This window comes from Massilia putida, assembly GCF_001941825.1.
Classification (GTDB): domain Bacteria; phylum Pseudomonadota; class Gammaproteobacteria; order Burkholderiales; family Burkholderiaceae_D; genus Telluria; species Telluria putida.
This window is the reverse complement of the sequence record NZ_CP019038.1, coordinates 5,329,772-5,343,659: the sequence shown is the minus strand read 5'-3', so window position 1 is coordinate 5,343,659 and position 13,888 is coordinate 5,329,772. Positions and strand designations below refer to the sequence as shown.

Genomic DNA, 13,888 nt, shown 5'->3' with positions numbered 1-13,888 from the left:
GCGGCGGTTTTGTTTTGCGCGGCATTTAAGACGTAGGGCACTTGATTGCTACCGGGGCATCGATCAAGTGCCCGCGCGTGACGCCAACACGGCGGGCACGCGTGGGCGGAGGGCCCCCCTGCAGCGCCCAACGTGCACGTGGACGGGAAACCCGTCCACCCTACAGCCCGAAGCTGCCTTCGTCCTCTGAAAACGCGTTCATGCCGGCGCTCATCGCCGCCACCAGCGCACGTTCCGGTCCGGTGAGATGCGGATGCCAAATGTCGAACATCAGGATCGCGCGTGGCGCATCGCTGTCGTTCCACGCCTCGTGCTCGATGGTGTCGTCGAACACCCAGGCCTTGCCCTCTTCCCACGCGCGCACGTCGTTGCCGACGCGGAAGCCGCACCCTGGCGGCACGACGAGCGGCAGGTGCGTCACGAGGCGGACATTGCTGACGCCGCAGTGCGGCGGGATGCGCGTCTTCGGCTTGAGCACGGAAAACATCGCGACGGGCGTGCGGCCCGGCTGGTCCGGCTGCGGCGCTCCCGCCAGCAGCGCCATCGTGCGCGGGCAGTGCTGCGCATTGGCATCGTTGACCTTGCCGGCCTCGACGAGGTGGAACGCGCTCCAGCGCAGCGAATTGTTCAGCTCGGCCCACTGGCGCAGCGGCTGGTCCTCGCCGTACTGCATGTAGGGCGTAAAACCTTCGTCGCCGGCCTGCGCGGCGAGGAATTCGGCGCGGATCGTGTCCGTCTCGCGCTCGAAGGCGTCAAGCCATGGAAAATCGGCGCGGTCGAAGAAGGTGATGGGCGCGAGCCCGTGGAAGTGGAACAGTGCCGGTTGCGGTTTGTAGCGGCGCTTGCGCCCCAGCATGATGTCCAGCGATTCCGTGAAGCGTTGTACGCGTTCGCCGCGCAGGTCGCTCAGCAGCGGCGCCATGTAGTCGTCGAGGAAACGGCCGAAATCGGTGTCGTACTGCTCGCGGTAAGCGAGCGCTTCCTGCACGGCGGGGCGCAGTTCCGGCGGCAGTTGCTGCAGCGGCGGCGCGACCGCGGCGACGGCGCCGTGCGCGCGCGCGGCCGCGTGGCGCTTGCCCTGGCGCGTCAACAAGGCGGCACGCAGGATCAGGGCGACGAGATCGGTCGGCTCCAGCACGAGCGCGCGCCGGATCGCCTCTTCCTCGCGGGCTTCGTCGCGCTGGGCCATGCAGACGACGGCCAGGTTGATCCACTGCTGCTTGTCGCGACCATCAAACGCGACAAGCCGTTCGAGCAGCGCGCGCGCCTCCGGCAGGCTGCCTGCGCGGTAGTGCAGCTGCGCCATGCCGAGCAGCGCCGCGCCGTGCGTCGGCACGTGTTCCAGGATGCGCTGCCACAGCTGCGCCGCCAGGCGTGGATTGGCGCCCTTCAATGCGGCCTGGGCCGCGCGTTCCCAGGCTGCGATTTCACCATCGTTGGAAGCCATGCCGTTCCTTCATGTATGTATCGACCATACGATTCTGGAGTGGCCGCTTCCTGTTGGCAAGGACAATATCAGGCGTCGTCGCGCAGGCGGCGCGCACGCACGCTGGCGGCAAGGTTTTCCAGCACCGCGATGCTCGTCTCCCAGTCGATGCAGCCGTCCGTGACGGACTGGCCGTACGTCAGTTCCTTGCCCGGCACCAGGTCCTGGCGGCCGCCGACGAGGTGCGATTCCACCATCACGCCGACGATGCGCGTGTCGCCGGCGGCGATCTGCGCGCCGATGTCGGCGCATACGGGCACTTGGTTCTGCGGATTCTTGCTGCTGTTGGCGTGCGACGCGTCGATCATCAGGCGGCTCGCGAGGCCGTTGGCGGCGAGCTGCTTGCAGGCGTCCTCGACGCTGGCGGCGTCGTAGTTCGGCGTCTTGCCGCCGCGCAGGATGATGTGGCAGTCCTCGTTGCCCGCCGTCGACACGATCGCCGAGTGGCCACCCTTCGTCACGGACAGGAAGTGGTGCGGCTGCGACGCCGCCTTGATCGCATCGGCCGCGATCTTGATGTTGCCGTCCGTGCCGTTCTTGAAGCCGACCGGGCACGACAGGCCCGACGCCAGTTCGCGGTGCACCTGCGATTCCGTCGTGCGCGCGCCGATCGCGCCCCAGCTGATCAGGTCGGCGATGTACTGCGGGCTGATCACGTCGAGGAATTCGGTGCCGGCCGGCAGGCCCAGCTCATTGATGTCGCGCAGCAGTTCGCGTGCCATGCGCAGGCCGTCGTTGATGCGGAAACTGTTGTCCATGTACGGGTCGTTGATCATGCCCTTCCAGCCGACCGTCGTGCGCGGCTTCTCGAAGTACACGCGCATGATGATTTCCAGCTCGCCGGCAAAGCGGTGGCGCTGCTCGACGAGGCGGCGGGCGTATTCCATGGCGGCGTTCGGATCGTGGATCGAGCACGGGCCGATCACGACCATCACGCGGTCGTCCTGGCCGTGCAGGATGCGATGCAGCGCCACGCGCGCCTGCGACGCGGTCTGTTCCGCCTCCGGGGTCACCGGGAATTCGCGGATCAGGTGCGAGGGCGGCGTCAGTTCCTTCATTTCGCGGATGCGTAAGTCGTCGGTGCGAGGCATTGCTGTTCTCCGTTCTGATCTGATGAATAAATTCTTGGCTGAAAAAAAAAGACCGCCTCGGTGGCGGTCTTTTGGAATTTTTGTGTCGGACTCTGTTCTGTTACTGCGCGAACCTGCCGCTACTCCACCGCCGTTGGGCTGGAATGGCTAAACCAAAAATAAAAGGTAAAGAAAACGGCGTGGCGCATGTGGGTTCCTGAATGGTCGATTGACTATAACAACATTGCATCGACGTTGGCAAGACTTTATTGATCTGTGATCTGTCGGCTACGGTTGCCTATACAGGCGATCGGTTGCGTCAACCAGACACCCTTTTCCGCTGTGCGGAACACGCTTGAGAGATGTCAGTTGCCTCTTTGCGCGAGATGCAAAAGTCGCAACGGAGTCCCGGCCGCATGCACACCGGGTCGACCATCCCTCATCGTACATGGAGTCTGGACATGACTGAAACAACGATATCCCGAACGATCCGACGCCTGTTCGCGCGCGGGGGCGCCATCGGCCTGGCCATCCTGGCTCTGCCGGCGCCGGCCCAGGAAGCCGCGCCCAAACCCGTCCCGCGCGTCGAGATCACCGGCTCGAACATCCGCCGCTCCGAGGCCGAAACGGCGTCCTCCGTCATCACCGTCAACCGCGCCGACATCGAGCGTTCCGGCAAGGCCACCGTGGCCGAGCTGCTGCAGACCCTGGCCGTCGACAACCAGGGCTCCGTGCCGACCACCTTCGGCAACGGCTTCGCCGCCGGCGCGTCCGGCGTCTCGCTGCGCGGCCTGGGCGCGGCGTCCACGCTGGTGCTGCTGAACGGGCGCCGCATGGCCCCGTACGGCCTGGCCGACGACGGCCAGAAGCAGTTCTCGGACTTGAACGTGATCCCGACCGACGCCGTCGAGCGCATCGAGGTGCTGAAGGACGGCGCCTCGGCCATCTACGGTTCGGACGCCATCGCCGGCGTCGTCAACATCATCCTGCGCCGCGACTTCCAGGGCAACACGGTGCGGTTCTCGCGCGGCTTCAGCGGCGATTGGGACGGCAAGCGCACCAACGTCGCTTTCACCAAGGGCATCGGCAACCTCGATACCGACCGCTACAACGTCCTGTTCAGCATCGAGTACAAGAAGTTCGACGAGATCTGGTACCGCGACCGCTCCGACCGCGAATGGATCGGCCGCAACGACCTGCGGCCGTGGGGCTATTCGGCCGAACAGACGCTCGGCGGTACCGGTGCCATCCTGCCCGGCACCGGCACCGCGGGCAACGCCATCAACGGCAACGTGCGCAACCCGGCCGATCCGACCAATTACTACAACCGGGGCAATCTGGCCGGCCCCGGCTTCACGCGCACCTTCCCCGGCGCCGCCTGCTCCAACTTCACCAATCACCCGCAGGGCGACCCCGGCGGCGGTTGCCTGATCGACGCGTCGCAGCTCTACAACCAGATCGAGCCCAAGCAGGAAAACCTCAGCTTCTTCCTGCGCGGCACGTATCAACTGGACCCGGCCGTCCAGTTGTACAGCGAGTTCAACTGGTACACGAGCGATACGAGTACGTCCACGACGCCGTCCTCGGTCAGCGCCTCGGTCGGCTTCCCGGGCGGGCCCGTCAACAATGCGGTGGTCCAGCTGGGCGCGACCCATCCCGACAACCCGTACTTCGGCACCGCCGCGCGCGTGCGCTACCTGGCGGCCGACGTCGGCCCGCGCAGGTCGGACATCGGTTCCAACTTCCTCCGCTGGGTCGGCGGCGCCAAGGGCTCGCATTTCGGCTGGGACTGGGACTCGGCGCTGCTGTTCTCGCACAACCACGTCAACAACACGCAGAACGGCTATCTGCAGCGCGACGTCGCGTTCGCCCTGCTGAACCCGACCCCGGCCAACGTGGCGGCGGCGCTGCGCAGCCCGGCCTATGCGGCGCTGCCACCGGGCACCGTCTGGCGCATCGCCGAGAACGCGGGCCTGAATTCGCCGGCGCTGTACGCCGCGCTGTCGCCGACCATCGGCAACGCGGCCAACACCAAGGTCGGCCAGGTCGACTTCAAGGCCACGCGCGAGTTCAGCGGGATTCCCTACCTGGCCGGCAATCTGGGCCTGGCCGTCGGCACCGAGTTCCGCCACGAGATGACGGAGCTGATGCCGACCTCGGGCACGGAGCGCGGCAACATCATCGGCCTGGGCTATTCCGCCTATTCCGGCGCCCGCAACGTGTTCGCGCTGTACGGCGAGGGACTGGCGCCGCTCCCGTTCAACGTCGAAGCGTCGGCCGCCCTGCGCTACGACCACTTCACCGACGTCGGCAGCGCGTACACGCCGAAGTTCGGACTCAAGTGGACGCCGGTGCGCGCCTTCGCGCTGCGCGGCACGTTCGCGCGCGGCTTCCGTGCGCCGAGCCCGGCCGAGAACGGCGTCGGCGGCCTGGCCGCCTACTCGACCGCGGCCGACCCGGTACGCTGCGCGCTGGGCGTGGCGAGCGCCTGCAACCCGGCATCGGTGGCGCTGATCACGTCGCCCAACCCGAACCTGTCGCCGGAGCACTCGAAGAGCTATACGCTGGGCGTCATCTGGGACCCGCTGCCGCGCACGAGTATCTCCGTCGACTACTGGAAGATCAAGCGCATGGACGAGATCAACCAGGAACAGGTCGACGCCGCGATCGCCGCCGGCCACGTGGCGCGCGATCCCGGCAGCGTGAGCGCCATTCCGGGCGACCCGGGCCAGATCACGGCCGTGCTGACGCGCTACGTCAACTCCGCCCAGAGCAAGGTACGCGGGCTCGACGTCGACGCCCGCTACAACCACCGCCTGCCGGACGCCTGGGGCAATGCCACGTTCGACGTCAAGTACACGCACATCTTCGAATGGCTGCGCACGGAGCAGGACGGCACGTCGCGCGAATTCGCCGGCACGCACGGCAACTGCGACGTCACCAACTGCACGGGCACGCCTGCCGACCGGATCAATATGCGGTTCGGCTGGGACCGCGACAACCTGCGCGTGTCGGCCAACGTCAACTACCGCGGCGTGCTCGAAAACCGCTTCTTCCGCGGCGACCCGAGCGGTTGCGCCGTCACGTTCGCCAACGGCGCCGATGCCCCGAGCGGTTGCGAACTGGCGTCGTTCACGACGGTCGACCTGGTGGTGCGCTGGAAACCGCAGCAGCGCTGGGAAGTGTTCGGCTCGATCCAGAACCTGTTCGACAAGATCGCGCCGCTCGATCCGCTGACCTATGGTGCCCAGTCCTACAACCCGCTCGACTACGAGGGCGCGCGTGGACGCTATTTCACGCTGGGGGCGCGGTATTCGTTCTGAGTCGATCGGACAAGGCATCAACGAACGTACGGTGGGCACCCCGTGCCCACCGTACGTTCGCGGACCGCATACGTGTGGTGGGCTCAGGGAGGGAGCCCACCCTGCCGGTGATAAATTCCCAGTCAGTCGCCTGGCCCCTCACCCGGCATCGTGTCGGCCATCAGGCGCAACTCTTCCGGCGTCAGCTCGTCGGGCTTCTTGCCTTCGAGCCCGTCGAAATCGTCTGGCGGCTTTGCGCCCTGTTGCGCCTGCGCGTTGTCGGGTGGCGGGGATGGGGCCGGATTGGCCGGCTGGCCGCCGGGCTGTTGGGTTTGATCGTTCGCCATGTCTGCTCCTTGCGATGGGTGGATCCAGTCAGGGCAAGTGTGGCACAGGGTTCAAGGCTTGGGCGCACCGTCCGCGAGACGGTCGAGCTTGAGCCAGCCGCTGGCTTCGCGCCCCGTGCGCGGATTGCGGTAAGTAACGTCCGCATAGTCGCCGTACGTGTGGAGGACGGTCAGCACATCGCCCGGAATCACGAACAGTGCCGGGAGCTTGCACTCGTCCAGCGGCGCCGTGTGGAACCAGGCGCGGCCGGTGCCGGTGACGACGCGTGCTGCTTGCGCGGACTCGACCGGTATCCACCGCGATGCCGCCGTGAGCTGGGCCGCTTCGCAACGGGTGAGCACGTTGGTGAGTTCCTTCATGCGATCCTGCATCCACACGAACTCGTGCACCTGCGCAGCGCCTTCCTGGGCCAGCTGGATGACGAGTTTGTCGCCCGCGCGGCGCGCGCCGAACCCCGTCAGGCAATCGCCGAACGGTTGCGACATCGTCGCTTCGTCACCTGGTCCGACCTGCAGCAGGGTGAAGCGATGCCGGCATTGCGGATCGGGCAACCGGGCATCGACGAGCACGTAGTCGGCATCATCCTGCACGGACAGCTTGACGAGGCCAGCGGTACCGTCGACCTGCCCGAGCGATGCGCCGCGCAAGCGGATGTCGGAACGGCCGGTGCCGGGAACCGCCTGCGTGTCGACCGGGCCGAAGCGGGTCGCGACATTCGTGTGCTCGTCGGCCGCGGCGCACCATGGCAGCATCGACACGACGAACGCGGCGACCGTGGCCTTGACGAACAAACGCCCGCGCGGGGCGGGCGTCGTGGCGGCGAAGGCGGATGCCATCGCGGTGCGGCCTGGCGTCAAGCCGTGCCGCCGACGGTCACGCCGTCGATGCGCAGGGTCGGCTGGCCGACGCCCACCGGCACGCTCTGGCCTTCCTTGCCGCACACGCCCACGCCCGAGTCCAGGCGCATGTCGTTGCCGATCATCGAGATGCGGTTCATCGTGTCCGGACCGTTGCCGATCAGCGTGGCGCCCTTCACCGGGTACGTGACTTTACCGTCTTCGATCATATAGGCCTCGCTGGCCGAGAACACGAACTTGCCGTTGGTGATGTCGACCTGGCCGCCGCCGAAGTTCACCGCATACAGGCCGTTCTTGACCGAAGCCAGGATCTCGGCCGGGTCCTTGTCCCCGGCCAGCATGTAGGTGTTCGTCATGCGCGGCATCGGCAGGTGGGCGAACGATTCGCGGCGGGCGTTGCCCGTCACCGGCATCTTCATCAGGCGCGCGTTCATCGTGTCCTGGATATAGCCCTTCAGGATGCCGTCCTCGATGAGGGTCGTGCACTGGGTCGGGTTGCCCTCGTCGTCCATGTTCAGCGAACCGCGGCGGTCCTTCAGGGTGCCGTCGTCGACGACGGTCACGCCCTTCGCCGCGACGCGCTGGCCGATCATGCCGGCGTACGCGGACGAGCCCTTGCGGTTGAAGTCGCCCTCGAGGCCGTGGCCGACCGCTTCGTGCAGTAGGACGCCGGGCCAGCCCGGGCCGAGCACGATGGTCATCGGACCGGCCGGGGCCGGACGCGCTTCCAGGTTCACGAGGGCGGCCTGCACAGCTTCGCTCGCGTATTTTTCCAGCAGCTCGTCGCTGAAATAGCCATAGTCGTAGCGGCCGCCGCCGCCCGACGAGCCCATCTCGCGCCGGCCGTTCTGCTCGGCGATGACGGTGACGGACACGCGCACGAGCGGACGGATGTCGGCCGCCAGCACACCGTCGCTGCGCACGACGAGCACGACGTCGTACTCACCCGCCAGGCCGGCCATCACCTGCACGACGCGCGGGTCCTTGGCGCGCGCGATCTTTTCGACGCGCTCCAGCAGGGCGACTTTCGCGGTGGCGTCGAGCGAGGCCAGCGGATCGTTCGGCAGGTACAGCGCGCGGCCGCCGCTCGGCTGGATGCTGGACGCGACCTTCACGCGCCCGGTGCCCGCGCGCGCGATCGTGCGCGTGGCCGCGGCGGCGTCCAGCAGGGCTGCCTGCGAGATCTCGTCGGAATAAGCGAAGGCGGTCTTGTCGCCCGACACGGCGCGCACGCCGACGCCCTGGTCGATCGAGAAACTGCCGCTCTTGACGATGCCCTCTTCCAGGCTCCAGCCTTCGCTCTTGGTGAATTGAAAATACAGGTCAGCGTAATCGACCTTGTGCGTGAACATGGTCCCCAGCGTCGTGATCAGCTTGCCTTCGTCGAGCCCGAATGGCGTCAACAGGACGTCGCGCGCGACGGCGAGGGAGGAGAGATTCGGTTCGAATGGAGTCATTGCGTCGGGTCTTTCAGATAAGGATAGGGCATTGTGCCATACGTCAGAGTTTGCGGTGTTTCAGCGCCGGCAAACTCTCGCGCACCTTCGCGATGTAGTCGGGATCGATCTCGCCGCTGACGACGCCCTCGCCTTCCGGCAACACATCCTTCACGTCGCCCCACGGATCGATGAGCATGCTGTGGCCGAACGTGCGGCGGCCGTTCTTGTGCGTGCCGCCCTGGGCCGATGCCAGCACGTAGCACTGGTTCTCGATGGCGCGGGCGCGCAGCAGCACTTCCCAGTGCGCGAGGCCGGTCGTGTGCGTGAACGCGGCCGGCACGACGATCAGCGCGCACTCGCCCATCGCGCGGAACAGTTCCGGGAAACGCAGGTCGTAACAGATCGACAGGCCGACGCGGCCGAACGGCGCCTCGAAGCTGCCGACCGTCTCGCCCGGCACGATGGTGCGCGCCTCGTCGTACGATTCGCTGCCCTTGTTGAAGCCGAATAAATGGATCTTGTCGTAGCGGCCGACGTGGCGCCCTTGCGGATCGTAGACGAGCGTCGTGTTCAGCACGCGGGCGGCAATGCCCGACACGAGGGGCAAGGTGCCGCCGATCAGCCAGATGCCGTGCTCGCGCGCCTGCCCGGCCAGGAAATCCTGGATGGGGCCGCGGCCCGGCTGTTCCGCGTGGGCGACCTTGTCCGTGTCCGTCATGCCCATGATGGGCCAGTATTCGGGCAGCGTGACCAGGGTCGCGCCACGGGCCGCGGCATCCGCGATCAGGCGGCGTGCGGTGGCGATATTCTCGTCCACGACGGGCGTGGACACCATCTGTACGGCGGCGACGGTAGCCTTCATTGGTTTCCCTTCTTCTGCTTGCTGCGATCCTGCTGGGCCGCCGCCTCGGCAGCGGCCGCAACGGCGGGCGAATTGTCCAGCTTTACGATGTGCGGCGACTTCCACGGCCCCGTCACCTGCATGTGATACGTGAGCGCCTTCATCACGGGCGCGCGCAGGAACAGCTGGGCCAGGAAACTGCCCAGGCCGATGACGGGGTTCACGGCCAGGCCGTACACGAGCGAGCTGGTGCCGAGGTTGAATTCGGGGATCACGACGACGTGCAGGTTCGTCGATTCGTGCGCGATGTCGGCCGTGCCGTCCATCAGCACCGTCGCCGCGACGCCATGCATCTTGAGGTTATCGGTGTGCACGACGCCATGGGTGATCATCGCGTTGGCCGTGATGCCGTCGAACGCGAGGCCTTCCGAGAACACGTCGTGGAAATCGAGTTTCAGCATGCGCGGCAGCATCTGCAGGCTCAGCACGCCCAGCAGTTTCGCGGCGCCCGGATCCTGCTTGAGGAATTGCCCATCCTCGACATTCATCTGGATCTGGCCCGACAGGCTCGGGATGTCGAGCGAGTACGGCAGCCCGGCCCAGGAGATGTCGCCGGACAGCGAACCCTTGCCGTGACGCAGCGTTTCCGGGAAGCCGAGGCGGTCCAGCAGGCGGCCGGCGTCGCTGATGTCGAGCGTGAAATTCAATGCCGTGTTGCTCTTGCCGTCGCGCGTGAGCCAGCGGCCGTTCGCCTTCAGCTGGCCGTCCGGATTCGTCAGCGCCAGTTTCTCGATGCGCCACTCGCGCCCGGCCAGCGCCTGCGCATTGCTGGCCACCAGTTCCAGGCGGCCGAACTGCTTGTTGAACAGCTCGAAGCGGTCGGCGACGATGTCCAGGCCCGGGATGCTGGCGCTGGCGCCCTTGTTCGATTCGAGCAGGTCCTTGACTTCGTTCGCCGACGATTCCGGGATCACGAGCGACGCGAGACGGGCCGTCACCTTGCCCAGTCCCTGGCCCGTGGGCGACTCGTTCCACGTCACGTAGCCCACCACCTGGCGCGAATCGATGCTGGCCTGCCACGTATTGTTCTGGTGGGTGGCGCCGACGACGACGTCGCGCAGCGCCCGTTCGCCGATGACCAGGTCGCTGGCACGCGCGGCGATCGTGTCCGGCACGACGTACTGGGCCATGCCCGCGCCGGTGGCATTGTCGACGGCCGGGTTGCCGGTCGGCGCAGTCTCGCCCGGTCCGGCGATCTCACCCGCCGCCGCGAGCCAGCGGTCGACGTTCAGCGCCTTCATGTTCACGTTGATCATCATGCCGCTGTCGGGCTCGGGCGCCGGCACGTTGACGCCGATGCCGCCGCGCTTGACGATCCACGAGCCGTGCGGCTGGCGTTCGCGGACGTATTTCGCTGCGGCGATATTGCCCAGGGTGATGCGGAGCTCGTCGCGGCCGACGCCATCCGCCCCCGTCGGCTGGCCGGACAGGACGAAATGCAGCGGCAGCGCGTCGGCGGCGGGCTTGTTCAGCGGTGCCGGCAACTCGACGCCGAGGCCGGCCAGGGTGGAGTCGAGGACGATCTGGGTCTGGCGGTCCTTCACCGTGATGGTGCCGCCGAAGCGCGCCCCGCCGGACAACTTGGCGCCCAGGCGCTGCAGCGCCGGCAGGGAACGCGTCTGGCGCATGCCCTCGGCCGTGGCGCTGCCGGCCATGCGGATCTGGATGCTGCCGTCGCGCTGGGTGCCGCCCGACAGTTGCAGCGGCCCGCCCAGGAAGCTGGCCCCCACGCCGTTCAGGTTCACGCCGTGTTCGGAAAATTCGATGCGGCCCAGCGCGGCCTCGATGGGGGGCAGCTCGGGGAACAGCACGACGTCGTTGTTCTGCAGCTGCAGTGCGCCCTGGACCTTCGCGTCGTGCAGGCTCGCGAGCGGCAGGTGCAGCTTCAGGCCCAGCTTGGCGGGACCGGTCGCGCGGGTATCTTCCGTAAAATGGCCGATCCATTCGAGCACGGGGCTGGCCGCCACGTAGCGCAGGAAGTCCGGCAAGGGCGCCGCGGCCGCGCCGTCGATGTCGAGCACCATCTCGTGCACGCCGAGCTCGGGGATCACGGCGTGCACGTTCGACAGCGCGATGCCCAGCGTGCGCGCCGTGTCGCCGTGGATTTCCATGCGCGCGCGGTCGAACACGATGGAACCGTCGATGTTCTCGGCCAGCGGCCACAGCGGTGCCTTGCCGTCGGCGGCCTTGTGGCCCGGTGCGTACTCGAGCTTGCCGTCCTCGATGCGGCCGCTGATGCGGAACTCGCCCTTGGCACGCTGGGCGGCATTGTCGGCGCGGAACGGGAAGTGAGCCAGGTCGCCGCGCAGGCGCAGGCGCGCGTCGTGCAGGGTGCCGCCCTGCAGCGCGCCCGTCAGCCATTCGCGCAGGCCTTCCGGGGTCGCCAGCGGCAGCCAGCGTTTGATGTTCGCGATCTCGACATTGTCGACCGTGCCCGTGAAGTCGGCGCTGCCCGGCCCCTTCCCTGCCGTCAAAGGCAGCACGTGGCGGCCGGTCAGGCTCGCCGTCAGCGCGCCCCGGGACAGGTTCATGCTGTCGACGTCGACGGCCAGCTGGTCGTCCCGGAGGAAAGTCCAGCGCGCGTGCAAGGCCATCTGGTCGAACGGCATCTCGGGATCGGCGAACCAGGCCGGCAGGGCCAGCACGAGCTTGTCGGAATCGATGTCGACGCTGCCGCCGTGGTCGCTCGCATCGATGCGGCCCGACAGGTTCTTGAAACCCGGCAGCGCCGGCCGTGCGGCCTGGGCGGGCTGGCCGTCCGTCGCGGCCAGTTCGGCGCGCGCCGCCAGCGGGTTCATGCCCAGGTTCGCGACCTCGCCGCGCACGCGGTAGCCCGTGACGTGCGGGAAGCGGCCCTGCCATTCGACGTTGGCGTCGTTGACGCGGCCGTGCGGCGCCAGTTCCGTCAGCAACTGCCGTTGGGACGGTGCGATCGGGAGCTGCACGGCCAGCGCGGCCAGCGCGCCCACGTCCAGCTGCTCGGCGCGCACTTCGAAGCGCTCGGGCTGGGTGCGCGTGGCCGGGTGCCAGGATTCCGTCAACGTGGCCGGCGGCAGCACGACGCCGTCGTCCGTGACGGCGGCAAAGTTTTCCAGGCCGATGGTGTGGCCCAGCGCGCCGAAGGTCGGCTTGCCGTCGTCCACGTTCGGGGCGATGGTCTCGCTGGCCGACAGCCGGCCCGACACGCGCGCCAGCGCCAGCGGCGGCGTGTCCGGCCCGAGGCGCGCGCTGACGCCGGCCAGCGCGAGGTCGGCGGTGAAACCGGCCAGGCGCGCATGGTCGAAGTCGAGCCAGGCGCGCACCGAGCCGCGGCCCTGCTGCAGGGTGAACGGGTAATCGACGTACTGCTTCCAGGCGGCCAGATCGGTGTTGCGCAGGTCGGCGTACACCTGCCCTTTCCAGCGCCGCGCGTCGGACGGCTTGGTGCCGAACGGCGGATGCGAGAAACGCGCGCGCAGGTCGAGCGGGTCGCCGGCGCCGGGAGGCGGCGCGGCTTTCAGGGCGAAGCGGTGCGTCGTCCAGCGGTTCTGCAGCACGAGGGTCACGTCCGACAACGCCAGCGTCGGCGCGCCGCGCAGCTCGTCCGTCCAGGACAGGCGGCCTTCGCGGATCACGACCTCGTGCTGGCGCAGCAGCCAGTCGGCCCCGCCGCCCTCTTCCTTCTTGTTCAAGTCGATACGCACGCCGGCCACGGCGATGACGCCGTCGACACCGCGGCGCACGTCCAGTTCCGGCCGGTTGATTTCCAGCGCCTCGAAGCGCGGCTCGGCCGCCACCACCGACCACCACGACAACGTGGCCGATACGGACGGCAGCGCCAGCAGCTGGCGCCCGGCGCGGTCGTGCAGGCGCAGGTCGCCGAGGTACAGATTCGGATGCAGGCCGCGCCACGACGCGTAGACGCGGGCGATGGTCACCTGGTTGCCGAGCGCGCGGCTGGCGGCCCGTTCGATGTCCGGTTTATAAATGTCGATGTTCGGCAGGACCGCGTAGCGCAGGACCAGGAACAGCAGCATGAACGCGAAGTAGACGAGCAGGACGGCCTTGATGGTAAAGCCGAGCACGTGATGCGATGCCAGGTTGGCATAGCGGTAGCAGGCGCGTGCACGGGACCAGCGCTCCGCCAGGGGGACGTGCGCGTGCTCATGCGCGTGTCCGTGGGGATGCGCCTGCTCGTGCGCGTCGTGCTCGCGCTGCGCCTGCGGTTCCGGGTTGTGCATCAAAAGGCTCAAAAGGCTCGCCGAAAATCAGGCAGTCGCAAACCTGTTGCGCGTTGCAGATGCGGCCTGCGATGCTCGCTGTACATTCGTACAGCTGCGCTTCTCCGCCAAATCTGCTGCCGCTCACGACGGTTTTCGAGATGCCTTATTGTTAATCTGTAAATAAGAGAGCGCTTGCAACATCCGCGGCGTCTACCTTACCATCACGCTGACCCAGGGCAGCATGGCGGGCAATTTTACCCCATAGCAAGCGTCCCGAAACGCA

8 protein-coding genes are annotated in these 13,888 nt (G+C 67.5%); 1 reads left to right on the top strand and 7 read right to left on the bottom strand.

Features of this window, described 5'->3' with window-relative positions; translation table 11 throughout:
* Window positions 1–160 precede the first annotated feature (160 nt).
* Together BVG12_RS25885 and aroG are read right to left on the bottom strand one after the other, a co-directional pair.
* Window positions 161–1,447, bottom strand: a complete 1,287-nt coding sequence (locus tag BVG12_RS25885; protein WP_075794905.1) for an aspartyl/asparaginyl beta-hydroxylase domain-containing protein — start codon at window positions 1,445–1,447, stop codon at window positions 161–163.
* Between the two features lie 68 nt (window positions 1,448–1,515).
* A complete protein-coding gene (gene aroG, locus BVG12_RS25880; protein WP_075794904.1) occupies window positions 1,516–2,577 on the bottom strand; it encodes a 3-deoxy-7-phosphoheptulonate synthase AroG in 1,062 nt (353 codons plus the stop codon).
* Window positions 2,578–3,017: 440 nt separating this feature from the next.
* Between aroG and BVG12_RS25875 the strand changes: the two genes are divergently transcribed.
* Window positions 3,018–5,879, top strand: a complete 2,862-nt coding sequence (locus BVG12_RS25875; protein WP_075794903.1) for a TonB-dependent receptor — start codon at window positions 3,018–3,020, stop codon at window positions 5,877–5,879.
* Between the two features lie 122 nt (window positions 5,880–6,001).
* Here BVG12_RS25875 and BVG12_RS25870 read toward each other — a convergent pair whose 3' ends face one another.
* From BVG12_RS25870 to BVG12_RS25850, 5 genes are read right to left on the bottom strand one after another with little or no spacing between them, the layout of a single operon-like run.
* The gene (locus tag BVG12_RS25870) at window positions 6,002–6,205 is read right to left on the bottom strand and encodes a hypothetical protein (protein WP_075794902.1); all 204 of its coding nucleotides are present in this window, start codon (window positions 6,203–6,205) and stop codon (window positions 6,002–6,004) included.
* Window positions 6,206–6,256: 51 nt separating this feature from the next.
* Window positions 6,257–7,042: a hypothetical protein gene (locus BVG12_RS25865; RefSeq protein ID WP_075794901.1), complete on the bottom strand. Its 786-nt coding sequence runs from the start codon at window positions 7,040–7,042 to the stop codon at window positions 6,257–6,259.
* Window positions 7,043–7,059: 17 nt separating this feature from the next.
* Complete coding sequence (gene tldD, locus BVG12_RS25860; RefSeq protein ID WP_075794900.1) at window positions 7,060–8,520, bottom strand: metalloprotease TldD; 1,461 nt, start codon at window positions 8,518–8,520, stop codon at window positions 7,060–7,062.
* Between the two features lie 43 nt (window positions 8,521–8,563).
* On the bottom strand, window positions 8,564–9,364 hold the full coding sequence (locus BVG12_RS25855) for a carbon-nitrogen hydrolase family protein (RefSeq protein WP_075794899.1): 801 nt from the start codon (window positions 9,362–9,364) through the stop codon (window positions 8,564–8,566).
* Window positions 9,361–13,623, bottom strand: a complete 4,263-nt coding sequence (locus BVG12_RS25850; RefSeq protein WP_083685410.1) for a YhdP family protein — start codon at window positions 13,621–13,623, stop codon at window positions 9,361–9,363. The genes BVG12_RS25855 and BVG12_RS25850 overlap by 4 nt, the downstream gene beginning before the upstream one ends.
* Window positions 13,624–13,888 lie beyond the last annotated feature (265 nt).